The sequence below is a fragment of the Borreliella carolinensis genome, assembly GCF_032595855.2.
Classification (GTDB): Bacteria; Spirochaetota; Spirochaetia; order Borreliales; family Borreliaceae; genus Borreliella; species Borreliella carolinensis.
This window is the reverse complement of sequence record NZ_CP179457.1, coordinates 23,712-47,273: the sequence shown is the minus strand read 5'-3', so window position 1 is coordinate 47,273 and position 23,562 is coordinate 23,712. Positions and strand designations below refer to the sequence as shown.

Annotated in this window: 21 protein-coding genes and 5 pseudogenes; 3 read left to right on the top strand and 23 right to left on the bottom strand. The window is 27.9% G+C overall.

All coding sequences use genetic code 11. The annotated features are described in order from the left end of the window. Positions 1 to 143 precede the first annotated feature (143 nt). From QIA46_RS05395 to QIA46_RS05385, 3 genes are all read right to left on the bottom strand, one after another. The gene (locus QIA46_RS05395; protein WP_418905938.1) at positions 144 to 779 is read right to left on the bottom strand and encodes a hypothetical protein; all 636 of its coding nucleotides are present in this window, start codon (positions 777 to 779) and stop codon (positions 144 to 146) included. Between the two features lie 1,657 nt (positions 780 to 2,436). Continuing rightward, on the bottom strand, positions 2,437 to 4,083 hold the full coding sequence (gene ade, locus QIA46_RS05390; RefSeq protein ID WP_418905937.1) for an adenine deaminase: 1,647 nt from the start codon (positions 4,081 to 4,083) through the stop codon (positions 2,437 to 2,439). 300 nt (positions 4,084 to 4,383) lie between these two features. Then, positions 4,384 to 5,133 (bottom strand): complement regulator-acquiring protein, encoded by a 750-nt coding sequence (locus tag QIA46_RS05385; protein ID WP_418905936.1) that lies wholly within the window; start codon positions 5,131 to 5,133, stop codon positions 4,384 to 4,386. A 398-nt stretch (positions 5,134 to 5,531) separates the two neighbouring features. Here QIA46_RS05385 and QIA46_RS05380 point away from each other — a divergent pair, with 398 nt between their 5' ends. Together QIA46_RS05380 and QIA46_RS05375 are read left to right on the top strand one after the other, a co-directional pair. After that, positions 5,532 to 6,227: an SIMPL domain-containing protein gene (locus QIA46_RS05380; protein ID WP_418905935.1), complete on the top strand. Its 696-nt coding sequence runs from the start codon at positions 5,532 to 5,534 to the stop codon at positions 6,225 to 6,227. A gap of 8 nt (positions 6,228 to 6,235) precedes the next feature. Beyond that, a pseudogene (locus QIA46_RS05375) lies at positions 6,236 to 7,152 on the top strand (class I SAM-dependent DNA methyltransferase); the annotation flags it as partial. Here the strand turns inward: QIA46_RS05375 and QIA46_RS05370 are convergent. The 14 genes and pseudogenes from QIA46_RS05370 to QIA46_RS05305 all read right to left on the bottom strand — a co-directional run. After that, positions 7,152 to 7,349, bottom strand: a pseudogene (locus tag QIA46_RS05370) (hypothetical protein); the annotation flags it as partial. The pseudogenes QIA46_RS05375 and QIA46_RS05370 overlap by 1 nt on opposite strands. Further along, the gene (locus QIA46_RS05365) at positions 7,337 to 7,720 is read right to left on the bottom strand and encodes a DUF1506 family protein (RefSeq protein WP_418905934.1); all 384 of its coding nucleotides are present in this window, start codon (positions 7,718 to 7,720) and stop codon (positions 7,337 to 7,339) included. The pseudogene QIA46_RS05370 and the gene QIA46_RS05365, both read right to left, overlap by 13 nt. After that, positions 7,720 to 8,175, bottom strand: coding sequence for a DUF3890 domain-containing protein (locus tag QIA46_RS05360; RefSeq protein ID WP_418905933.1), 456 nt, complete (start codon positions 8,173 to 8,175; stop codon positions 7,720 to 7,722). Before QIA46_RS05360 ends, QIA46_RS05365 begins: the two co-directional genes overlap by 1 nt. Positions 8,176 to 8,194: 19 nt before the next feature. Continuing rightward, positions 8,195 to 9,154, bottom strand: coding sequence for a hypothetical protein (locus QIA46_RS05355; RefSeq protein WP_418905932.1), 960 nt, complete (start codon positions 9,152 to 9,154; stop codon positions 8,195 to 8,197). 21 nt (positions 9,155 to 9,175) lie between these two features. Beyond that, positions 9,176 to 9,748, bottom strand: coding sequence for a DUF228 domain-containing protein (locus tag QIA46_RS05350; RefSeq protein ID WP_418905931.1), 573 nt, complete (start codon positions 9,746 to 9,748; stop codon positions 9,176 to 9,178). A 29-nt stretch (positions 9,749 to 9,777) separates the two neighbouring features. Continuing rightward, on the bottom strand, positions 9,778 to 10,542 hold the full coding sequence (locus tag QIA46_RS05345) for a DUF228 domain-containing protein (protein ID WP_418905930.1): 765 nt from the start codon (positions 10,540 to 10,542) through the stop codon (positions 9,778 to 9,780). Between the two features lie 6 nt (positions 10,543 to 10,548). Beyond that, the gene (locus QIA46_RS05340; protein ID WP_418905929.1) at positions 10,549 to 11,106 is read right to left on the bottom strand and encodes a DUF228 domain-containing protein; all 558 of its coding nucleotides are present in this window, start codon (positions 11,104 to 11,106) and stop codon (positions 10,549 to 10,551) included. Between the two features lie 11 nt (positions 11,107 to 11,117). Then, positions 11,118 to 11,810 carry a DUF1357 domain-containing protein gene (locus QIA46_RS05335; protein WP_418885258.1) on the bottom strand — a complete coding sequence of 231 codons (693 nt, stop codon included), beginning with the start codon at positions 11,808 to 11,810 and terminating at the stop codon, positions 11,118 to 11,120. Positions 11,811 to 11,826: 16 nt separating this feature from the next. After that, on the bottom strand, positions 11,827 to 13,050 hold the full coding sequence (locus QIA46_RS05330) for a phage portal protein (RefSeq protein WP_418905928.1): 1,224 nt from the start codon (positions 13,048 to 13,050) through the stop codon (positions 11,827 to 11,829). Between the two features lie 65 nt (positions 13,051 to 13,115). Next, positions 13,116 to 14,468 (bottom strand): PBSX family phage terminase large subunit, encoded by a 1,353-nt coding sequence (locus QIA46_RS05325; protein WP_418905927.1) that lies wholly within the window; start codon positions 14,466 to 14,468, stop codon positions 13,116 to 13,118. Then, positions 14,465 to 15,031: a DUF603 domain-containing protein gene (locus QIA46_RS05320; protein ID WP_418905926.1), complete on the bottom strand. Its 567-nt coding sequence runs from the start codon at positions 15,029 to 15,031 to the stop codon at positions 14,465 to 14,467. Before QIA46_RS05320 ends, QIA46_RS05325 begins: the two co-directional genes overlap by 4 nt. A 179-nt stretch (positions 15,032 to 15,210) precedes the next feature. After that, on the bottom strand, positions 15,211 to 15,750 hold the full coding sequence (locus QIA46_RS05315; RefSeq protein WP_418905925.1) for a DUF643 domain-containing protein: 540 nt from the start codon (positions 15,748 to 15,750) through the stop codon (positions 15,211 to 15,213). 185 nt (positions 15,751 to 15,935) lie between these two features. Beyond that, positions 15,936 to 16,928 carry an ErpC protein gene (locus QIA46_RS05310; RefSeq protein ID WP_418905924.1) on the bottom strand — a complete coding sequence of 331 codons (993 nt, stop codon included), beginning with the start codon at positions 16,926 to 16,928 and terminating at the stop codon, positions 15,936 to 15,938. 27 nt (positions 16,929 to 16,955) lie between these two features. Next, a complete protein-coding gene (locus QIA46_RS05305; RefSeq protein ID WP_418905923.1) occupies positions 16,956 to 17,492 on the bottom strand; it encodes an Erp family outer-surface lipoprotein in 537 nt (178 codons plus the stop codon). A gap of 431 nt (positions 17,493 to 17,923) precedes the next feature. Here QIA46_RS05305 and QIA46_RS05300 point away from each other — a divergent pair. Next, a pseudogene (locus QIA46_RS05300) lies at positions 17,924 to 18,699 on the top strand (site-specific integrase). A gap of 5 nt (positions 18,700 to 18,704) precedes the next feature. Here QIA46_RS05300 and QIA46_RS05295 read toward each other — a convergent pair. From QIA46_RS05295 to QIA46_RS05270, 6 genes and pseudogenes are all read right to left on the bottom strand, one after another. Beyond that, the gene (locus tag QIA46_RS05295; protein WP_418905922.1) at positions 18,705 to 19,130 is read right to left on the bottom strand and encodes a DUF261 domain-containing protein; all 426 of its coding nucleotides are present in this window, start codon (positions 19,128 to 19,130) and stop codon (positions 18,705 to 18,707) included. A gap of 51 nt (positions 19,131 to 19,181) precedes the next feature. After that, positions 19,182 to 20,510: pseudogene (locus QIA46_RS05290) on the bottom strand (DUF244 domain-containing protein). 629 nt (positions 20,511 to 21,139) lie between these two features. After that, the gene (bdr, locus tag QIA46_RS05285) at positions 21,140 to 21,658 is read right to left on the bottom strand and encodes a Bdr family repetitive protein (protein ID WP_418905921.1); all 519 of its coding nucleotides are present in this window, start codon (positions 21,656 to 21,658) and stop codon (positions 21,140 to 21,142) included. Between the two features lie 3 nt (positions 21,659 to 21,661). Further along, positions 21,662 to 22,206: pseudogene (locus QIA46_RS05280) on the bottom strand (chromosome replication/partitioning protein). 51 nt (positions 22,207 to 22,257) lie between these two features. Next, the gene (locus tag QIA46_RS05275; protein WP_418905920.1) at positions 22,258 to 23,013 is read right to left on the bottom strand and encodes a ParA family protein; all 756 of its coding nucleotides are present in this window, start codon (positions 23,011 to 23,013) and stop codon (positions 22,258 to 22,260) included. Further along, positions 22,989 to 23,555, bottom strand: a complete 567-nt coding sequence (locus tag QIA46_RS05270) for a DUF226 domain-containing protein (RefSeq protein ID WP_418905919.1) — start codon at positions 23,553 to 23,555, stop codon at positions 22,989 to 22,991. The genes QIA46_RS05275 and QIA46_RS05270 overlap by 25 nt, the downstream gene beginning before the upstream one ends. Positions 23,556 to 23,562 lie beyond the last annotated feature (7 nt).

Here is a 23,562-nt window from a genome sequence, read left to right as displayed (position 1 = left end):
AATTGTATTATTGAAAATAAAACTTTAAAATTAAGTGATACTATGTAGATTTATAGTGGCTTTAGCAAGTTACATTTCAATAAAATAAAGAAGCCCCTATTTTTAGGGGCTTCTTTATTTTATTGAAATGTAACTTGCTATTTTCAATTGTTAGGTTTTTCTTTCCCAAATATTTCTTCTTCTAATTCTTCGTCTTCTTCGTCTCCAAATTCTTCTCTATCTAACATCTCTTGCTCTTTTTCTGCCTCTAATTCTGCTTCTATTCTGCCATCAGGATCATCTACAAATTCTGCATCTCCACCGCCCGGCACCGGACTTCCCAAAAGTGGTTTTTTCTTGCTTTTTAGTAAATGTCTTTTAAGTTCAGATAATCGAATTATATATATCTTATTATCTTTAAATTCTAATAAAATATGATCTTTATGTTTTTTTATGGAATTTAATTTTTTATTATTATTGCCAATATTTATAACTTTTAAAGTTGTTTTAACGCCAAGAAGCATGGCTTTTTTAAAATCATATCTTCTTTTAGATTTCACTTTAAAAAGCTCTTGATTATTAATACAATCTTTAATTATAATTCTGCTATCTTCTTCTTTTATGCAAAGTGTAGTGTTGGTCCCTTTTTCAGTGTCTATATTTTCTTTATTGGTAGAATGTGAAACCGATTTGGCGGGTACTTTAAAATTGTATTTTTGGCGTGATCGAGAATCTTTTGAAAAAAGATCACATGAAAACAATAATAAACATAAACTTAAATTGATAATATATTTTTTCAATTTACAACTCCTTAATTTAATATTTACTTTATTTAAAAGCATATGTTAAATTTTTTATTAACTATTTTCTAATAATATTGATATTATAATTAATAAATATCTTTTTTAAAAATAAAATTTTTATAGAGGTAATAAAAAATATAATCTCATAAGAAAACTTTTATTTTGTTTTTAGCAAAATAAATTACAACTTCGACTCAAATGAATGAAAAATTAGTGTGACAATATTTCATTGTATTTAAAAATAAACCAATGAAAAATTACTTTTGTTTTTACTCTCCCTTTAATATTTTCCCGTGTGCCTTATTCTAAGGATAAAAGAAATTATTAAGGGAATCATTAAGATAGCAAAGAAGAAGTTAAAGAGCTTTTAGAAATTATAGAAAATAATGTTTGTAGATTCGCAAATGCAATATGCATCAAGGCAAACTTTTGCCTTGTGCTGTCTTGGTAAATACTAGCCAACGCAGTCTTTTTCTTTATATTTTTCAAAAATAGTAATTGTAACTCCGGGTTAAACATTGAATGTGTTTTCTTTTTTATATCCTTAATTTAACACAGTAACTTTAAAAAAATACAAACTCAATACCAGCAATGAATTCCATCAAAAGTTTTAAGAATTTTATTTTCTTAATAAATAGTATCAATTGTAATTTATTTAATACAGGCAATGGTTTGGAGCATATTAATACTTTTGATTATTGTTAAAAGTAGGCTTTCATATTCTTTAAGGATTCAATTAAAGAAACAGTATTCAAAAGATGTAGAGTTGAAAGTTATTTGAAGGGGTAGAGAAAGACAATGAAAATTCTGAACTACAAAATAAGCTTGATCAAAGGTGTAGTTGCGATTATGATAACAAGTAAACTGTAGGAAGTAAGTCGAATATACTAATATTAAGCAAAGTGTTCTTAAGTTGCACCTTGTCAGTAAGCTTATTTTATCTATTAGTTTTGCTTTTCTTAAATCACGCAACTTTTTATTTCTCTCTGTTAAATTGCATATATGATAGTAAAAACCAATATTTTTGTCAAAAAATTTACAAAAAGCTTGGCCTGCCAAAATGGTTACTTTCCTCTTTATATCCTAAAGACAATATCAAATGTGCAGATAGATATTTCATCAAGAGTATCATCTTGGGAGGCTTTTTATTGCCTTTATGGATATATAAATATTATTAAATACAGAGGAGCTATTATAATTTAATGATGTAAAGCTTTTTATAAATAAGTGGCATAATAAAAGTTGCTATTATGAGGGGTATATAGTTTCTCTTGAGTTTGAATGAAATTTGCTGAATTTAAAGGGCCATCATATCTTGTAAAATTATATTTCTTAAAAGTTGCTGTATTATCAATATAATTTTACGTATTGAGAAACGCATCAATATTTAAGCATGTGGTTTCCATAAATTTAATTAATAGTAACGTTTTGTGTTATTACAGGATATTATTTATGGTGCTTGTGCCTTCAAACAGTAATCAAAAACTACTTTTTACCTAAGGATTTAATGCATAAAATTTTTAAAATAAAAAACTGCAAGACACACAATTAATAATCCTTAATAGATAATAACAGATAAAAAACTTTTGAGCTCTTTCTATAATTTGTCATTTTATTTTTTAATCCTTTTTTGCCTTTTTATAATAATTTGAAGTTAATAATCTACAAAACAAAAAGAATCAACATCAAACAGTCCTTTATCATTTATCTTTAAATGGGGAATCACCGTTAAAGACATAAAAGACAAAGTCATTAGAGGATCATCAAGCCGAGAACCTAAAACATTTTTACAAAAATCATTTAATTTTATATATTGTGGGGCTATTTCTTCGGCTGAAAGCGTACTCATTAATCCAGAAATGGGAAGTTCCATTATTATGGTTTTTTCATTGTTTAGTGCACATAAACCCCCCTTGTTCTGGATGATTGTATTTGCCGCTTTACACAAGTATTCATCATTACTTCCAACAAGTATAATGTTGTGAGAATCATGAGCAACCGTACTTCCTATTGCGCCGTTTCTTATCCCAAAATTTTTTATAAATCCTATAGAAATTTTACTATTGTCTTTATATCGATTTATTATAGCTATTTTTAAAATATCTTCTTCAATATTAGATTGAAAATCTGGGGCCAATAAATTACTATCAATCATAGTTTTATGAGTAATAATTTGGTTGCTGATGCAGTTGATTACTGGGATCATCTTATTTTTAGTGGAAAATTTAAAATCCGAAATAGATTTTTTGCTACAATTAAAATTGTTTATAGGAATTTCATTTATTAATGGAATAAGTGAAATTCCATCACTAAAAACCAATTTACCATTAATGTAGGTTTTATCTATTTTGAATGTTTTGACATCTTTTGTAATTATAAAATCAGCAGGATCTCCTATTCTTAACAACCCCACGGGGATTTTATAGTGTAAAACCGGATTAATACATGCTATTTTCAAAACATCAAAAAAGTCATGCCCATGTTCTATTGCACGAGCTACTATTAAATTAATATGCCCATTTAGAATGTCATTTGGGTGCGCATCATCAAAACAAAACATTAAAGAATCACAATATTTTTTAGAACATTCACTAATCAAGGGATGCAAAGATTCAAAATTTTTAGCGGCACTTCCTTCTCTAATTATTATTTTCATGCCCAAAGATAATTTATATCTTGCATCTTCTATTGTTAAACATTCATGATCAGTACTAATACCCGAAGATGCATACTTTAAAGTTAAATTGGGGGACAAACCAGGAGCATGTCCATCAACAACCTTATTGCGCTTTAATGCAGAATTTATTTTATTTATAATTTCAACATCTTTGTTAATCACGCCTTTAAAATCCATTACTTCAGCCAAGTAGTAAATATCATCTAATTTCATCAATTCATCTATGTCTTTATCATTTAATACATATCCCGAAGTTTCAAATTCTTGTGACAACGCTGGCACACAAGAAGGAGCTCCAAAAAAAAATTTAAACTCGGTTTTTTTAGAATTATTTATCATAAAATTAATGCCATCAATACCATTAACATTGGCTATTTCATGAGGATCGCTTATTGTAGCCACAGTACCGTGTGCAACTACTAAATGAGCAAAGTTTGATGGAATAAGAAAAGAACTCTCTATATGTATATGCGCATCAATAAATCCTGGCAACACATATTCATCCAATGTCGCATTAATTTTTTCTATGCTCGCAATATGACCGTTTACAATCGCTATGCTAGCTGGATAAATTTCTTTATTAAAGATGTCAATATAATTAGCTTCAATTTTAAATAAATCCATTATTTATCCTCTTCTAAAAACTTTTTGTTCATAATATACTCTACCTTAAAATCTTTAAACTTAAATTATAGTGCAAAGTGCTAGTATATTTAATTGCAACTTTATTTAGAAAAAATAAAAATCGTCGATATTTGTTATATACGATAAAAATCGAAGATAATTTTTTGAATAAAATAAACGAAGAAATTTAAATAAAAAATAGCTAGCAATTCTAATTTTGATACCATCAAAGATTATATGGTAAAGTATCAAACAATTTTTAATTGATTTTTATAAAAAGGTTTTACATTAAATTTAAAATTAAATAACAATAATATTTCTAATCTCTTGTTCTAGATTTATAGGATTTTTATCCATGCTTAAAACAATATCTGAAAAAGCTTTATTTAAATAATCTCCCAATTTACTATTTTCAGACTTTATGGACCCTTTATTACTGCTATAATCATTTAATAATTGTTTAACAAGCTTTCTAAAGGTTGTTCTTAAAGTTAAAAAATTTTCAAGACAAATTTTAATCCTTTTGAGATTAGGAATATCTAATAACATTAGGTTACTTTTTTTATCAAGTAACAATTTCATTATTGCCTCAAATCTAAATTGGAATTCTATGCCCACATTTTGCATAATTTTATTAGCAATCTTCTTAATGCTATGTACATTTGAATTTAAAATTAATCCCAATTCTTTCAATTCGCTTTCATTGTAATCTAAAACCGCATACAAACATCTTCTAGCCTTTTTAGATTCTTCTACATCATCAGCAAGTGTTTTCTTTAGCACATACCAACTAACATTTTTAAATGGAATATTATATTGATTAGATGGCTCACTTTTGAATTTTTCAAAAGAATTATCTATGGCTTTATTATTAACTTCTACAAAATTATTTATCCAAGATAAAAGTTTATCCCTTTCTCCCCGCACATATTTTTTCCCAAGTTGTTTTTTATAATTATGATTTTTGCTAACCTTATTTTTATTTAAACCATCGTTTTGACATGAAATAAATAAAAAAATATTGATTAATAATATTAATTTTTTTTTCATAAATAAAGCCCTTAAAATGGTTTTACATAATATCTGCAAAGCCATAATACAAACTTAATAAGTATTAAATAGTAATCATTATAAAATAAAATATATTTTAAAAATGATTTTTTTGCAATATTTTGAAATGTCAAATAATTTTATATTTTTTATAAACACAAGATTATAAAAATAACTTCTTGCTTTAATATCATGATGACTTTTAATTGCTTCAATTAATTTAAATTATGCAGCTATCTTGGCTTTTATTTTTTATAAAACATTGTTTTTGACAAGGTCATAAAATCCTGATCTGCTAAAATGTATTAGGATTTATTAATATTAAGCAATATGTTAAAATGAATTTAAATACAGTAATTTTAATATATTATTTATTATTGATTTTAGGAGGCCAATCTATGTTTAGAGGAAAAGAAATATCTTTCTTGTTATTTTCGTTACTTTTGTTTATGTCATCAATTATAATTTCTCACGGAATAAAAAACATTGGCACCAAAAATGAAAATTATATTACGGTCAAGGGTCTTAGCGAAAGAGAAATTTTATCAACGTCTTCTAGTTGGGAGTTTAGATACAGCTTAACTGGTGACACTATCAATGATATTAATAAAGCAAATAATTTAAGCTTGTCGAAGATTAAAAGTTTTTTTTTAAAACATGGATTTAGCGAAGACCATATAAAAATGGGATTTATGGAATTTAATGAAGAGAATTACAAAGACTCTCTTTATAAGTATAGAGCATATATATCGTTAACTGTTCATACAAAAAATATTGAGAAAATGGAAGCAGCAGAAAAAAATATTGCTGAGCTTTATAATCAAGGTATATTAATTAGTAATAGTGGGGGACCAAGATATTACTTTGACAATATTAATGATATAAAGCCCGAAATGTTAGCAGATTCAATTAGAAATGCGAAATTAGCGGCTTTGGAATTTGCAAAACATTCAAGTTCAAAATTAGGAAAAATTAAAAACGCAAATCAAGGATATTTTGAATTTCTTCCAATTGATAGGAGTTTGGGCGCTCAAGAACGTTATCCAAAAAAAATATTAAGAATCGTTACAACTGTTTCTTATTATTTGGATTGATCTTTGATGGAGAAAAAAGATATATTGAATTTGATTTTTCTAAAATTGAAGAACAAGAATAGTTTATTTTATTTAGCTTTCTTATAAGAAAAGAAAGATACCTAAAAACAAGCAATGTAATAGCAGTTGAAAAAGAACAAATATCCAAAAGAAAAAGAGATGATTCAAAAAACTCTTAGAGAGATACTTTATAAGAGACTTGATGGCTCTATAGTATTTAAAATTGCAAAAAATATATATGATAAAGAATTTAAAGTATCAGACACAGAAATTGCTTGTCATATTTTGGCTAGCATACTTAAAGAGTCAATTCTTTTTATTTTAAGAATATTTTTTATTGCATATATTGAAGATAATGACATATTTAAGAAAATTTTAGAAGAAAACAAGCTATACAGATTTTCTATATCTTTTAGATATTTTTTTATGATAAAATACAAAAAAGAAATTAGGATATAAAAAAATAATAACAATTTTTAATTTACTTGATAAAGGAAGTGATGCAATAAAGTTCCCCATTTTTAATGGAGGATTATTTGCAGAAGATAAGGTTAAATATTTAAATAATGAAAGTTTATTCAGTATTAGTGAACTTGAAGAAATATTAGTTAAAATACTTTTTTTTGAAGAAAAAAATATTAAAGATTAAAAATTTGTAGAGTATTCAAGGCTAGATTCTAAAAGTTTTGGAGAATGATGCGAGACTTTGCTTGAATATGACCTGAGAATTACAGATACTACCGTTCATCATATTATTGAAGGCGGGGGGGGTATCTCATTCGCATAGAAGAAGAGCTTGAAAACAAACAAGTAAATAAGGTTGCTCATACTATAAAGGCAATATTTATTTTACATCTAGATTAATTGATAGAAAAAAAGTGGAGCATATTATACCCCCGATGATTTAACTGATTTTATGGTTGTCGATTTAGGGTAAAGATTAAACTTGGAATTTATATAACTATTGTTGATATATTCTCTAAACTCATTACTACTAGCAATTTTGGTTAAATGTTTTCTTGCAGGTAAATTGCTGCTCCCTTTTTCATGCATTCTAGCAATCCCTGCACGACCACCAAACCACCCAATTTCCAATTCCAGTTTAAATTCTAGCTTGTCCATATAAACTCCTTTAAAACTAATGTGAAGTATCCGATTGAAGAGTCAATACTAAATATTTCAAAGTAAACTAAATCTGCAATTGATATTCGGTCTTTAAGCTCAAAGTTAAGGTCTTGATATGTGTAAAGTTTGGAATACCCTTGAATATCAGACATATCCGAATCATAAAGCATTGCAAGTTCTTGTGGCCTTATGTCAATAATAACCCCCGCAAATTCAGTGTATTTATTTTTATCAAATACTCTCTGATAAGAAGAATCATTTTCAAGCTTTACAACATCACCTTTATAAAACTTTAAGGGTTGTGGGTCTTTAAATACGTTGATCATGCGGAAAGACATATCTGAAAGTCTTTTTCTAACACCATTCATTAGACAACCCCCACACAAGATGGCGTTGAAGTTTCTCTTTTTAGTTTTTCTAAAAATGCATCAAGTTGTGAACAAAAATTCTTGTTTGAGCCACAACCTCCTTCACCACCTTCTTCGCTTCCACCACTACTAGGATAATAATCAAGCTCAAGTTCATTGAATTTCTCTTTTTTGATCCTATCAAATTCAAATTCTCGAACAACTCCTTGTTTTCTTAATTGACAACCCATATGGTAGAAAGTAAGTAAAAATATTTGTTCATATGTCAGTGAACTTGCATCAATACCACGTGTTACTAGAATAGCTTGAAGTAAGGATAAATGAAATAGAAAATCTTGCCGGCTTAGTGCAAATTTGTCTATTCCTAATAACAACACCACTTCTGAATGAAGTTTTGTTACTAAAAGTTCTTCTTCTCCCTCAGCTTGTGCTTGTAAGTTTTCTTGTTCACTCATTTTCACTTACCTTATACTTTTAACTTTGCTTTATGTTGACTTGCAAAATAGTTTTTCTAGTAGCAAGTAACCCGCCTAAAACAAAATCAATGTATGAATGAGCTATATCAGTTGAGTCTTTATCAACTTGTTCATTTGGTGTAGGTAGCATATACTTGCTAGGTTTAAATTTAATAAGTTCTGAATTTAGTGGATAAATGAGTATTTTATGTTTTAGCAAGTTTGAAGTTTCAATGTAAACATCTTCTCTATTATTAATAGCCTTAATAGTTTGAATTAAAACATCTTCCCATTTTTCACAACTACTTGCTGCACCCTGTGCTGCTGCGTATGGTTTTACTAGTTTAAGTGACGTTGCTGGGTCAACTATTACCATCATCGGTGTGGAAAATTCGTCGCCCAGTTCCAACTTTAAAAGTCCAGCTTCAATTTTTTCAAAGATTTTATCCATTTTATCTTTATCACCACTTTGAACTTCTTCTTTTATCTGCTCGGGCATATTAAGTAGTCCATACATATTGGGAAGTAGGCGTTTTTGATTTTTCCCGTCTTTTTGAATCGAAACAGTCCCAGTTAGTACAAAGTGATTAATAAGTTTGATAATTTCACTACTTGCAAGCTTATACGCTTGAGCAAAAGGAAGTAAATTATTATTAATGTCTCCAATGTATGAGTCTGAAGTATAAAATTTCTCAGAAGTCTGCTTTAAATGTCTAAATTTGTATTGTAATTTCAAATAATTAAGCCTTACCACTTCAGAACTAAATCCAATAGTTGAAATAGTATTAACCTCATTGGCAATTGTTGTAGGATTAGCATTTAAAAACGCGTCCCATTTTACGGTTTTTTGATATCCCATTTGTAGATCAACATCTTCAATTTGATCAGGTGAAAACCATTTATACATAATAGGATCTTTAACTTCTCCTATAATATTCGCAACAGCTTTTGCATAATAATTTTCATCAAATAATTCCATATTAAATCCTCCTAAATATTATTAATTTCTACTCATAGCTTTATTTCCAAATACAGCTACTTTTACTAAATAAACCTCATTACTAATTTGCTTTGCATCAGACAATGCTGTTGCATTAATAGCCGTTTTATTTGCCGCTCCAGTAACCTTTTCAAGGGCACCGTCTTTATTAAAAATAAGTTTGTCTTTTATTTTAACCGTAGAATCTTTTGCCACTAAGTAGCCCTCAAAATTATTGGCAATTGGCACAATAGTAGCTGTTTTACTAAACTCATCTATATCAATGCATATTCCATATAAGTCCTCACCTCCACCAGCCTCAACATGAGGTTCGTAGTGACTATGATTATCTTGTGCTTCTTGAATAACTCTTTTTACTCCACGCTTGTATGGATATCCTAAAAATGGATGATTTTCCAATTTATCAAACTTACTAGTTCTAGTGCCTCCAGAAGCAAAAAATTTCACATTTTTGTCTCTAAATTCATTAGAATTGCTAATAAAACCAGCGTCATGTTGGGGATTTTTCATAAACTTTTCCAGTTTACTTCTTTTCTCTTGATACTCTTTTACTAATTGCGTTGTATCTCCCATTTATTTACCTCCTTTTATTCGATTAAGATTTAACCACCATCAGGTATTACTATTTTCTCAAGGCCTCTATTTCCAAAAATTGCAACTTTTATAAAATTAATAGAATACTCTTGCCTAGGATATCTATTTTGATCTTGATTTTTATCTTCGGGTGCAAAATTGATTGTAAATGAATCAGATAGAGCATATATATTAATTGCGGTTGGTGGCCCACCTCCAGCCTTGATAATAACTCCGTTATTATTTATGTCTAGTATTTCTCCTATTTTTATACTTGGATTTCTTGTAACAAGATACCCTTCAAAATTGTTAGTAATTGGCAATACATACGCAGTACAACTAAACTCACATACATCTACACATATCCCATACATATCAGTATCAGCTCCAACTTCTACATATATAGAGTTCTCTTTTGGAACAAGTTTAACCCCACGCTTGTATGGAAAACTATTCGCTGGGTCGTAAAGGTATTCCTCTATCTTGTCTGTATAACTTGAACATGCAAATGAATATGCATCAACTCGCTCATTCTTGGATTTAAAACAACTACTTAAACCGCCAAAAACTTTATTTTCAATTGAACTCATCGATTTTACATATTTCTTGAATTTCAAAAGGACATCATCAAGCTCGTTAATTGCCTCCAAATATGGATCTTCCCCTTGTGCATCCTCAGCTTGTCTTGCTTGCCGTTTAGCTCTAGGAGCAGCGGAAACTTGTGCCCCTAAATCTAACTGCGGGTTATCAACAGCCTCAAGATTTTCTACTTGCACGTTACCTTTTAACGCCATATTTTATTACCCTTTTATTGCTCTATTCCCAAATACACTAGCAAGCACTATAAATAATTCCTCGGTTAATTTATGTGCTTTTGAAAGTGCTATTGCATTAACAGTCTTTTGACCCCCTGTAGCCTTTTCCAGTTCTCCATGTTGGTTAAAATTTAATTTATCTCCTGGATTTACACTATTTTGTCCATCCTTCTTAAGTGTTAAATATCCTGTAAAGTTATTCGTAATTGGTATTACAGTTGCCATACCACTAAACTCATCTATATCTGAACACACCCCATATAAATCATCTCCACCACCAGCCTCAACTTCTAGTTCGGTTGTTCCGTCTCCAAAACTAAGTTTTACTCCTCGCTTGTACGGATACCCTTTAGCAGGATAATTTTCTATTTTGTCCTTACTGCTGGTACACACTCCACCAGAATTAGAAAAAATTAGATTTTGGTCTCTAAATTCAATAGAATTACTAAGTAGCCCCGCGTCTTGTTGGGGATTTTTCATTAATGCTTGAATTTCTGCAACTTTTTTATCAAACTCTTGTTTGATTTTTGTTATATCACTCATTAAAAACTCCTTTAAGCAATACTTGTTCTTTTATGTCTTTTTAGATTTTCATAAAATTGAATTCGTCTTTGCTTGTATGTATTACTTATCGCTTGTACAAATTCTGTAAAATTAATTGGTACAAAATTAGAATCAAGCAAACTTGCTCTTTCTTCTGATTTGGCAATAATATTCCCCTTAATAGAGTCAACAGAAGAAGAATTACTACTCGCATTTTTTCTTAATTTAATATTCACTTTTGCTAAAGAAACAAGTTGTTCTAGTATTTCACCATCGATATGACTTATATCTGACGCTTTAGCAATAGCTTTAATTTGCTCAATTGGAACAAACTTGCGCACAAGCTCTCTACGTTGTGCCTGCATAATATCTTTTAGTGTGTATCCTTTTGCAAGTAACACTTCCTTGTTAAAATGGTTGCTAAGATGCGCTTTTGCAAGTGTATCAATTTCATTAATTCTCTCTGCCTCTAGTAACAATTGCTTTTCAATACGCTCTCGTTCTTCAACTTCTGCAAGTTCTTTTGTTATTCGCTCATTTATACTTAAATCTCGGCTTGTCTCTTTAGATTTACTATTTGCTTGTTCTTTAAAGCGCATGTACTCTTCAAATTCCTGCGCACTGATAACTTTAGTATCAGCCTTATTTTGCTGTTCTTCTTTATCTTGTGCTTGCAGGTCTTCTTTTTCCTCTTTCTCTGTCATCTTTTAACTCCTTTTCTCAAAATGAGAATAATTTCTCTTTTAAAATCGCTAGCTCCTCATTATTAAATGAGCTACTCTGTATAAGCTGGTTATATTTACTGTAAAGCTCAATTAGCTTTATATCTCTTTCTACTTTTTCTTCTTCACTTAACATAATCAGTGAATTAAACTTCATATCAAGCCCGAAATACTTTGTAAGCTTTAAATTACAAGAATTCTCAACTTGTTCTTGTACACCTTTTAGAAAATCGTAATAATTGCTCCTATCTCCTTTACCATCATTCCCTAGTCCTTTAGCCTGCTCATTAAAACTTCTAGTTAGGGGTTCTTTAGTATCTGCACCAATTTTTGCCTTAATTAATGCTAAAGCCTCCTTTAAATAGCTAAGATCGTATTTAATAACCTCTAAACTAGCACTCGGAGTAGCTGTATAAAACATTCCCTCATTATTTAGATTGCTTTTTAACCTAGCAAGTTCCTGCGCCAATGAGTCATTAAGACTACGTAAATTAGAAATATCTTTACTATGATTGTTTGAATTTTGTTTTCTTAAAAAAGAAGATAAAATGCCACTTCCTCTATCATTATTGCCTTGAGTAAGTGCACTTAAAGAAGTTGTTGCACTAGAGAGTGCGTCTTGTAGCTGCACTAAAGATTCATCTTTGTAAAACAAAAAATTGTGGTTTTCAATACGTTTTTCTATTTCAACGTATATCTTTTCAAATAAATAAATATCTAACAAAAAGCTTTCTGTATAACACGGAACATATCTTTTTAAGATATAATCAAAGTTTTCATATATGATAAGTCGACTTTTATGTATTTTAACTGCGTCTAAAGAATTGTTCTTATTGCTGGATTTTACTCTGTAGGTTATATGATCAAAATCAACTCCCAAATCTCTTACATATTCATAATCAAGGTATTCAAAACCAATAGGTAATTCTATATTAACGGGTTGTTCGAGGTCTATTAGGGTATCTTTGGTTTTTACTAAAACATATCCAATCCCATGGAAACGGTAGCTTATTATACAATTAAGTAGAGCATTTTTAAGCTGTACTTTTAACCTATCAAGCTCAAATTCACTAACATTGCGGCCAGAACTCTCAAGAACAAGTCCGTTCTTGAGACAATCCTCTGCTACATTTTCTATATAATTCCTAAAAAATATTGAGTATTTATATAGTTCTAGTGAACTTATCTTATCTATTAATTTTGTTTTTCTTAAATCACACACCGTTTTACTTCTCTTTATTAAATTAGGTGTATGATAGCAAAAACTATTATTTTTGTCAATAAAATTTACAAAAATCTTTGATTGCCAAAGTGAACACTTCTCTCTCTATATCCTAAAGACAACATCAAATATGCTGCGGATATTGCATCAAGAGCGTCATCATGGGTTTTGTTATCCCCCTTATACGAATAAATATCATTAAATACAGAAGAACTGCTGTATTTCGTAATGTAAAGTTTTTTGTAAGTAAACGGCGTAATTAACGTTGTTATTCTGCTAAATTTATTAGACTTTGGTTTAACTGGGGTAATTCTAAAATAATGACTCATATTTTTCCTAAGTAGCACGTATTCACGGGTCAATGCACCAGCACCTTTTGTATTGTCTCTATCCTCTAAATACAGTGTATGTACATTGAAATTTTCTAAAACGGTCTTAACCATATTCATAATATACGGGTCATTGGCTGGTCGTTGATCTTGAAATACAAAAGCATAATACTTATCATCAACTCGCTCCATAACACATAATGCTGTGTTATCCCCATCAACACTAAATGCTGGGTCTAAGTATGCTATTGGGCTAGTAAACACATAATCATCAGTAATATTTATTTGTGTAAAAATTGAATCTGTGCTTGCTATCCATGCTCCTAGCAAAACTCTTGCTTTATATGATGGTATATCTTTATATAGCTTTTCTTGTGTTTCTATAAATCCTTTACTAAGTAGAACATTGTCATAAGTTGTAAAATTATATGTCTTAAAAGTTGCTATATTGTCAATATAATCGGTTTTAAAATAGTGCTCTGGATGATCAGGATTAGTATCAAAAATAATGGTTTCTTGTCCACAACGTAGTCTTTTTAAGACTTCCTCTAAAGTTTTCTTATGCAAAGTTGTAGCCTCATTCACAAAAATGAGTGCCGAATTACTTCCTCTAAATCTTTCAAAATCACTTGCCTTATCTCCACCGTATAGATTAATTCGCAGTGAATCAATCAGAATATATGAATTATTTGTATGTCTTGGAATATAAGGAATTTTAAGAAGTTTGCATAGCTTTTCAAATTGTCCCAAAACATTAACTTCAACTGAACGTTGTGAATTCCCAATAATGAAATTATTCGTATCACTTGAGTATAACTTTTTATTTTTAATTAAACTTTTGAGAAAAAGATAACATGCAAGATACGTTTTACCGCTAGCTATACCGCCGCTGAGTATAATCTTTTTTTCATTATTCTTTTGAATACTTTTTATCACATTTTTTTGTTTTAAAGTTAACTGTTTTTCTTCAAACTTATCAAAATCAATTGAAGAGTTTGTTAGCTTTATAAATTGTGATATATCAACCCCATATTTATTTTTGTATTCTTTTTGTAGTGTTGTAAAAAGTTTCGTTTGATATAAGTTCACTTGTGCCCTTTACTATTTTTGTAGTTACTTTTACTTTCAGTTCCGTGAAGCCTAGCAAGTTTTTTCATACATTCATAATAAAGCTCCATTTCTCTTATTGAATATTCCTTTACATATTCATTAAGTTCATTTTTCAAAGAATTAATTTCTTCATTATCAACTAACTTATTTTTTTTATTACTTGCTTTATTTAAAGTGTCAATTTCGTTTCTTAAATTTTCTATTTTAGTACGTATGCTAACAAGCTCAACACCAAAATATTGTTTAAATGAACGTATAAACCCTAATTCTAAATTAGCACGTTCTAAATCTAATTCGCTTATAACTTTCCTAGCGTTAACTTCTGATTTAAAAGTTTGTGATAAAAGGTGCTCAAAAGTATCTTCACTAATTGATAATCTAAATTCCTCGTTAACAGAACTTTCTCCACTTTCCCATTTTCGCCTCATCCTCCACACATTTACCCTAGAAACTCCCAACTTAGCAGCTATTTCTCTATCATCTAACGATCCTTCTCTAAAGTATGCAACATAATCATCAAAAGACCTTTTAACTTTTTTCAAAAAAATCCTCTAAAATAACAAAATTAACAAATTGTTACTTTAAATAGTAATTCAATTAGTTAATTGTTAACATAACCTGATAACTTCTTGATATTTAACGGGGAATATTTGTTGGCTTTTATTGACTTAGTTCGTTGCTATTTCTATAATTTTTGATTTAGAAATAGCAGTTCACTAATTTATTGCATATTACTATAAATTAACTCTACTTTTTCGGAAAAATATTTCATTTCATTCATAAGATTTCTACTTGTGAAAAGTCCTTTATCATAATAGTGTATACTCAAAAATAAAATACCTCTAAATTCTTCAATCGCATCTATTTGAAAGTCTAATTCTGATACTTTTTCTCTTATCCCATTAAGAATTTGACAAACAAAAATCAAAAATTCGATGGATTTATCTTCTCCCAATCTTTCTAAACATTTTTCTAGCATTCCTTTCTTGTAGCTAAAATCAACTTTGAAACTTTTAAATTTTTTTACTAGATTTTTTCTTTTCAAAGTGTCTTTAACAAATTCTTTTTCCGATTCTAAAAAAACACTTTTTCCGGTTTTTATTACGTACTTTTGCATTTTTTCAACAGCACTGTATATTTGTCTTTTTTGCTTTAGAGTTATTCGGCTAGTTAAATAGAGCTTGTTTATAAGTTTATCTATTTCTTTTTTTGTTTTCTTATATAAATTATCATAAAAATCTGAAATCTCATTTATATTCATCATAACTCTAGAGAGTATATAAATAAACAATATTTTAAACAATAGTTTTTGGCACTTTTTGAATGAAAATTTTGATAAAAAACATTTCTATATTCATAACAATAAAATCTACAAAAAAAATAACAGCTGGTTATTTTTAAAACTAGCTGTTATTTTGTGTATACAAAATTTATTTATATCTAAAACTATTCATAATCATCATTACTATCAGTGATATATTCTTTAATTGTTTCAAAATTGAATTGATTTTCAAGATATTCTTTAACCTTTTCTAATCCTAATTTTACTTTTTCTAAATTTTCTATAATTTCGCTAACATTCACACTTTCTTTTAATTCAGGATCATTCTTGACACCAGTATTTGACTCATTACCTACATTTAATTTAGTTCTTAACTCGCTTCTAACATCGCTCAATTCTTTCAATAACTTACCTAATCCTTCGTTTTCTTGTGATACTAAATCTCCTTCCTCCCCCCAAGTATAGTATATAGCTTTTTGTTCATTATTAGTGAAGTAATCATATATGGACCCTGTAATTTTATCTTTAACTTCTTGTGATTTGACAACCGTTTGATCTTTTATATTCCCAATATCCTTATTTATCTCATCTATTTTATCTGTAAGTGTTCTAATTTGTTTTTTAACTTTTTCATCTTCATCTTCTTCTATTTTTATTTCTTTTTTTACCATAACTTTAGCCTCTTCTTTGGTTTTTGTTGCTACTTTGGCTTTAACTTCTTCTTTAATTTCTTTTTTTTCTTCAGCCTTAGCGAGTTCTTCTTTTTCTTGTTCTTCTACTCTTTCTACTTTAATATCTTTTTCTTTACCCCCTTGTTCTTCTGTTTTATCCCCTTTGTCCCCCAACTCTATTTTTTTTTCTTCAACTTTATTAGCTTCAACTTCTTGTTCTTTCCCTTCTTCTCCTAAATTAACAACTTGCTTATTTTCTTCTCTTTCCCCATCATTTACTTTTTTTTCTTCTTCTTGTAATTTTTTTGCTAATTCATCTTTTATTGTACTACTTGAAGTAATTTCATCTTTTGTTGGATCTAAGATCTTATCTAAAAATCCATTAACCTGCCCTTTTGTTTTTTGTTCTAAATCTTTAATTGCATAATTTTTACAAGAAATTATCAGTGCAAAACCTGCACAAATAATCAACATTTTTTTATTCATATACGCTCTCTCCTATATTTCTAACTTCTATTTTAAATTTTTCTTAAACTCTTCTAGAGGTATTGCATATTCAGCAACTTTATCTTCTGAATTATTCCCTGAATTATTAATTTTATCTCCTAAAAATGTAATATATTCAGACTCATCAATTTTTTCTATCTTTGTTTTTATCTCTTTATTTTGGATACCACTTGAAGCACTTTGTTCATCCTTATATCCATAATACACATCGACTTTAAATACCCCCCCCTCAGTCATTGCTTTTACAAAGTTATTAACTTCTGATTCTTCTAATGAAAAGAATGTAGCAGTATATCCCGGACCAACATTTAACCCCGTTGCAATACCCTCTTCTTCTTTTCTTACAACTAAATCTCCCAAGTCTTTCCAGTTACTACTACTATCTTTATTTTTAATTTTTACAGTAAATTCGGAAAATTCTATCTTTTTAGCTTTTGACTCATCGCTACTTTGCTCATCATATATAGATAAAGCATGCTTTTTGCAAGAGCTTATTAGAACAAAAAAGACACAAATAATTAAAATTTTTATTATCTTATTCATAAGTTACTCCATAAAGTACTAATATTACCATAACACCAAATAATTGCAATATTTTAAAGATTTAAATATATAATTTTGTTACATTCCTCTGTTACATATTAACAAAACGCAAATGTAATTTTAACCAACTCGCCAAAATCTCTCCATTGCAAATGGGCTATTCGTTACAAGAGATTACAAAACACATACAAATTAAATTTCAGAGTCTTTGCTATATATTACACAAAGTATTGTATCTTTCTTGTGTACCACCCTCAAAAATCACTACTTCTGTTTATCCCACCCACTCTACAACCCAAATTTCGCACGCAATGAGAACACACATAATTTGACTAAAATTTTTTGTTTTTGGTAAAATATAAATTACATTTTTTATCTATTTTTATTACTTTTACTTAATTTAAAAGTAACACTTCAAAGGAGAGGATTTCATGAACAATAATAATTATTTTAATTTAAATAATTTCAATATGGATTTTACACTCAAACTATTTCAAGAATATCAAAAACTAATAAATGAAAACAAAATTCTTAAAAATTCACTAAAAAATTCATCTAAAAGTAAAAAAGAAAATTCAAAACCAACTCCTAAGTTTTATTTAACCCCAAAAAGTATTAAATTAATTCTAAAATGTGCCAAAAAATTAAAACAAATTGACCCAATTTCTGGTTGGTTTGTGCACTTACTCTTAATAAGTGGGTGTAGGGGCACTGAAATGCAAAAAGTAAAAATGCAAGATATTACTCCAATATTAAGCAAAACTGGAAAAACTTTATATACTATTAAAGTAAATGTGGCAAAAAAAAGAAATACCTCTTGTATTAGAGAAATTGTCATCAATTCTGAAGAGTTCGAGGCTATCCAAACAGCACATAAAAATCATTTCAAAGAAAAAACTATTGACTCGCGACGTACTTATCTTTTTCAAAAATCCAAACATAAGTTTAAAGATAACCAAATTGATATTGTCCATATTTCTAAAAATTCAAAAATCTTCTTAAAAAATCGGGATTCCGTGTAAATAAATCTCTCCATCTATGTCGAAATTTATTTATTTCAAATTTAAAATCTAACGGTTACAATTCTTTTCAAATTAAAGAACTTATGAAATATTCTTCAACTAATGAAATTGATAATATCTACGGCCTATCTTCTGCTAATAAAATTCAAGCTTATGAATGTGCTAAAAAGTGCCTTAAACTTTAGTAAAATTATTTTAATTTAAATATACGTTTTGAAGTTACTTTAAATATTTTCCCACGAGGCTTTAAGTCAAGTGAATCATATAATATTTCTTTATTTTTTGTTGCTATAAAGTGATACCCATTAACCTTATCGATTTTAACTTCACTTATTTCAAATTCATTAGCTGCACCCAAATAATTCGAAGTTTCATATCTCACACTACTTCTAATTCCATAGTAATTAAGTATCATACATGGATTCATAATAAAACAATTACTCTTAATATATCCAAGTCCTATAAATCTATAATACGCTGTATTTATTTCATATGCATTAAATTCACGTTTCTTAAATAGACTTTTATAATAATGCAGACACAAAAAGTAACAGCCCCATCTTCGTATCTCTGGTCTTAAAGTTCTATTGTCTTGTTTTATTTTATTAATAATCATTGATTTCCTCTCCTATATTAAATTATTTCTTTAATTTTTTAGTGCTCCCATTCACATGGGGACACTAACATTATTTGCAAATGCTATATTGCTTGGGAAAAGCAATGTTTCGCTTGTTGGCAATAACCCACTTAATCTATCTGATATTGCCCTTTTCTTAGAGTCAAAAGTGAATACAAATTCTCTAAACCTATAATTTACATGCTCAATTAGTGGACATATATTCGTAATATTGTAGGTTTTCATTTTGATTATATCTTTAAGATACTTTTCTCTTTTTTTGTGTTCGTTTTGCATTTTACTTAATTCTTTTTTTGCACTATCAACTTCCATTAAATCACACGCAACATTTTCAGCAACTTGCCTATCCGTAATTTCAAGCTCTACACAATCAACATATTCTACAAATTCTCTTGCCCAATCAAACTCAACTCCAGAGCTATAAAATTCACTTCTTTCTACTAAATCTTCAACTAGTTTTATCACTTCATTATTATCATTATTTAATGTTTGTAAGTTGATATTATTATTTTTAAATATTTGAGTTCTTATGTTAAAAACTTCCCTCTCTCATTTGTGAACATGTTCAAGCACTTTTGCTATTAAGCCAGCATTTCTCTTAATCTTACAGTTAACTGGTGCTGCATCTATTAAAAAGAATAAATTACAATACTCAAGTCCAGTACATGCTAACTGCATTTGTGCTTGCACATAGTATTTGAAAAAATATTTACTGCTTAAAAAATTGCCATTTTTATTATACTCAGCAATTGCACTGCTCATATAATTAGAATCACTACTTTTAATCTCTAAAAGCTCTACTGTGCCATTACTATTTATAAACCAACCATCAATTGTTGATCCAACAAACATTTCTGATTTAACAGTTTTCTTGAAATAATTATACTTATCAACACCGTTAGCATATTTGTTCTTATACAAAATATCAATATTATCACCATGTGCTTTAACAAATTCTCTAAATCCTAAATTTTCTAATTCTTTGCCCTTGAGCATATACAAATTCTCTTCAAAAGGTAGGCTCATTCCAAAATATTTAAGCACTCTGTTAATCATCAAATCTTTAAGTCCTGCACCTCCAATCAAAACATTACCTACTTCACTAGCTCCGTACCTATCAAGTTCATTTCTTTGTGTGCTAAAATCAATATTTCGATTAAATTTAAAACATTCTTGACTACTTATTCCTGGTAATTTCTTACCTATCTTGCTTAATTTGCTTTTTTCTTTAATGGGAGAAGTTTTTTCCTCAATTATTTCACATCCAGTAAAACTTTTTTGATTAGTATTTGTCATTTTGAGCTCTCCTTTATTTAAATTTTGTATTTCTTGATTATTTTTGTTTGAAAGATTTTCCATCTTTTTCCTCCTGTTTACAATAACTAAGTATATAGCAAAAACTATTTTTGCCAACTTTTTTACAAAAAATTTTACAAAAAAATAAAGTTTGGCTAGTTTTTTGTTCTAACCAAACCTTATTCTTAGTTTTTAAGGTTGTCTCATTATGATAAAGTTAATCTTATTATACATAAATATAGTAACAAAACCAATTTTTGACAATTTTTTATAACCATTTTCACAAAAAAAGGCTTAACTATATCCTTAAATAAAAGAACATGGTTAAGCCCAAGCTAAATCGGATTTATAATAACATAAATGGTTTAAGTTTCCTCCTGTAATTTTTATTATAATATTATAAATATTAAAAACTATTTTTGCCAACTTTTTACAGAAATTATTATAATTAATAAAAGCCTTATTATATTCTTTTGTTAAAGAACTTAATAAAATTAGAATTTAACCAAATTTGCTTATTAAAATTATTTTAATAAGCTTTTTAACAATTGAGTATAGTCCAATTTAGAATTAAAATCAATTTATATTTGTTAAAATAAAAGAACGTATTTAAATTCTCTTGTTAAAAATTCAAATACGTTCTACTTTAAAGCTATATACTAACTTATTACTTTATAAAATTTTAATCATTCTTAATTTAAAAAATACTTATTGAATATAGAATAGATAATTGGAGCAAGCGTTATTCCCATTATTAGAATTACTTGTATTGTTCTATTACTTGTATTAAGTTCGTTTTTTAAACTAGATATATCCTTTTGTAACGTTTTTTCTACACTATCTATTTTGGAATTTAAACTTTTTTCTACATTATCTATTTTAGTAGATAAACTAGATATATCTTTTTGCAAGGCTTTTTCTACATTATCTATTTTGATATCTAAACTATCTATTTTGGAATTTAAACTTTTTTCTACAAAGTCTATTTTTAGATTTAAATTCTTTTCTACAGTATCAATCTTAGAGTCTAAATTATCTATTTTTAGATTTAAATTCTTTTCTATATCAATTATTTTCTCTTTTAAAAACTCAAAGTTGTAATTATCATTATTTAGAAAAACAAAATCTATTGCTTCTTTACTAAACCCTATATTTAAAAATTCATTTTTTATACTTTCTATGTTATATGTTCTGTATGCTAAATTGTTCATAGACTATCCTTTTAATTGTTTATATTCTTTCATAATTCTTTTAATTATATCTTTTTCATCACTAAATAATTTGTCCAACAAAAATCCTGTAAATTTAGCATTGCTTTTGTAAAAATCATAACTTTCTTGCTTTTTAAGTTGAAATCTTAATGGTTTTATTGGATTTTGCTTTGATTTGTCCTCTTTAATTTCTATGTTCAATATATTTCTATAAACACCTTTTAATCCTTTTTCTTTAATATCATTTATTGATACGCTCCCCTCTAATACCTTTTTATAAATTTTAAGGTATAGAAATGCTTGACTTCTAGATATTATAAATTCTGACAAAAAGTCCTCAAATTTTTATAACCATCAATCAAATAAAGCTTTTTTTCTCTTATCTTATATAAGATTTTCATTGTTTTAATTTTATTTTCAATATCATCAACCGTAATTCTACGAAGTTGATCCTTATAGCTTTTATATTCAAGTTCTTCATTTTCAAATTCTTGAACATCCCCAATTCTATTATTTAATAATATTTTTCTTTCTTTTAACTTTGACACTTAATCCTCCTAAGTTTCTGCTTTATCTTAAAAAGTCTTTCGGCGGACTTTTTAAAACATATTGTTTAATATTTTTTTTATTTCTTGATAATAAGTTTCCTTATTGTTAGGCTCTTTTAATTCATTTATAAAAACCTTAATTGAATTATAAAAGTGCACTCTTCCTTTAATAAGCTCTTTGTATTCTGACTGCAAAACACTCTCAATGTCTTTATACGTATTTCTATTTTTTATAAATTGATTTTCTATTATTAACACATCAATATTTTTCTTTCTTATTATTTCAACTTCTTTTATTTCATTCATTAATATTGGCAGAGACTCTACAGACCACCTTTCTGCTTGAATAGGTATTATAACTTTATGTGTAATGTTTAACGCATTAAATAACAAAGAACTTAAGCTGGGAGGTGTGTCAATTATTACATAATCAAAATTATAATAATGTAAATTTTTATCAAAAATATATTCCAACATAAGTTCTTTATAAGGAATATCTCCCTTTTCAAATTTACACAAAATTGGATGAGCCGGAATAATATACATATTATTATTTATTGAATTTATATATTCATCAAAATCAATGTTTTGATCTCTTTTTAAAAGATAATAAACATTATTTAATTCAATATTTTTGATATATTGTAAAAAATAACTTGTTAAACTATTTTGCGGATCTAAATCTACAATCAACACTTTATTGTTCATTTCTCTTAGAATATATGAAAATATAATTGACAACATGCTTTTCCCAACACCGCCCTTAATTGACGCTATTGTTATTATTTTAGGTTTTTTATTATCCATTTGATTAACGGTCCTTGTTCTGGGTATTTTTTCCCATAAAATTTATATACTTGTTGTTCTAAATCCGTAAACATACTGAATAAAACTTTGTTGTAGTGATTGTTTGTTCTTGTTTTATCTAATAATCGATATAGTCCCTTGAAATAGCAAAAAACACTTCCTGCTTTAAATCTAAATTCCATATAATATGCCCTTGCTAATGCATATGCTTTTCTAGTTCCGTTTATTTGATACTTTATTAAAGGTTTTTTAATTGGCTTTCTGTAGCCATAAAAAATGCCAATAAACTTGTCTCCTTCTTTAATTGGATATAAGTGAGTTTCTTCAACAATTCTTTCCCCATTAAATAGAGCCCGCAATGATAATCTAAATTCGTGTTTTTTCTCATAAACTCCAAATTTGTAAATGTCCATCATTATTTTTGTATGGTACATTGCTTTCCCATTTTCTTTTTCAATCAAAATAAAGCGTTCTTTATTTTGGCATTCTACTTTACACTTTCCCTTTTTTATAGTTTCAATAGGTTCTGATGCATTTTCCATATTAAAT

What these genes read in the sequence shown, in the direction of transcription:
- QIA46_RS05345 (WP_418905930.1), bottom strand. Translation starts at nt 10,542, where the DNA reads ATGGCGTTAAAAGGTAACGTGCAAGTAGAAAATCTTGAGGCTGTTGAT.
- QIA46_RS05315 (WP_418905925.1), bottom strand. Translation starts at nt 15,750, where the DNA reads ATGAATATAAATGAGATTTCAGATTTTTATGATAATTTATATAAGAAA.
- QIA46_RS05365 (WP_418905934.1), bottom strand. Translation starts at nt 7,720, where the DNA reads ATGAATGGTGTTAGAAAAAGACTTTCAGATATGTCTTTCCGCATGATC.
- bdr (WP_418905921.1), bottom strand. Translation starts at nt 21,658, where the DNA reads ATGAACAATTTAGCATACAGAACATATAACATAGAAAGTATAAAAAAT.
- QIA46_RS05355 (WP_418905932.1), bottom strand. Translation starts at nt 9,154, where the DNA reads ATGGAATTATTTGATGAAAATTATTATGCAAAAGCTGTTGCGAATATT.
- QIA46_RS05360 (WP_418905933.1), bottom strand. Translation starts at nt 8,175, where the DNA reads ATGAGTGAACAAGAAAACTTACAAGCACAAGCTGAGGGAGAAGAAGAA.
- QIA46_RS05350 (WP_418905931.1), bottom strand. Translation starts at nt 9,748, where the DNA reads ATGGGAGATACAACGCAATTAGTAAAAGAGTATCAAGAGAAAAGAAGT.
- QIA46_RS05385 (WP_418905936.1), bottom strand. Translation starts at nt 5,133, where the DNA reads ATGAAAAAAAAATTAATATTATTAATCAATATTTTTTTATTTATTTCA.
- QIA46_RS05275 (WP_418905920.1), bottom strand. Translation starts at nt 23,013, where the DNA reads ATGGATAATAAAAAACCTAAAATAATAACAATAGCGTCAATTAAGGGC.
- QIA46_RS05340 (WP_418905929.1), bottom strand. Translation starts at nt 11,106, where the DNA reads ATGAGTGATATAACAAAAATCAAACAAGAGTTTGATAAAAAAGTTGCA.
- QIA46_RS05380 (WP_418905935.1), top strand. Translation starts at nt 5,532, where the DNA reads ATGTTTAGAGGAAAAGAAATATCTTTCTTGTTATTTTCGTTACTTTTG.
- QIA46_RS05310 (WP_418905924.1), bottom strand. Translation starts at nt 16,928, where the DNA reads ATGAATAAAAAAATGTTGATTATTTGTGCAGGTTTTGCACTGATAATT.
- QIA46_RS05305 (WP_418905923.1), bottom strand. Translation starts at nt 17,492, where the DNA reads ATGAATAAGATAATAAAAATTTTAATTATTTGTGTCTTTTTTGTTCTA.
- ade (WP_418905937.1), bottom strand. Translation starts at nt 4,083, where the DNA reads ATGGATTTATTTAAAATTGAAGCTAATTATATTGACATCTTTAATAAA.
- QIA46_RS05295 (WP_418905922.1), bottom strand. Translation starts at nt 19,130, where the DNA reads ATGATTATTAATAAAATAAAACAAGACAATAGAACTTTAAGACCAGAG.
- QIA46_RS05335 (WP_418885258.1), bottom strand. Translation starts at nt 11,810, where the DNA reads ATGACAGAGAAAGAGGAAAAAGAAGACCTGCAAGCACAAGATAAAGAA.
- QIA46_RS05270 (WP_418905919.1), bottom strand. Translation starts at nt 23,555, where the DNA reads ATGGAAAATGCATCAGAACCTATTGAAACTATAAAAAAGGGAAAGTGT.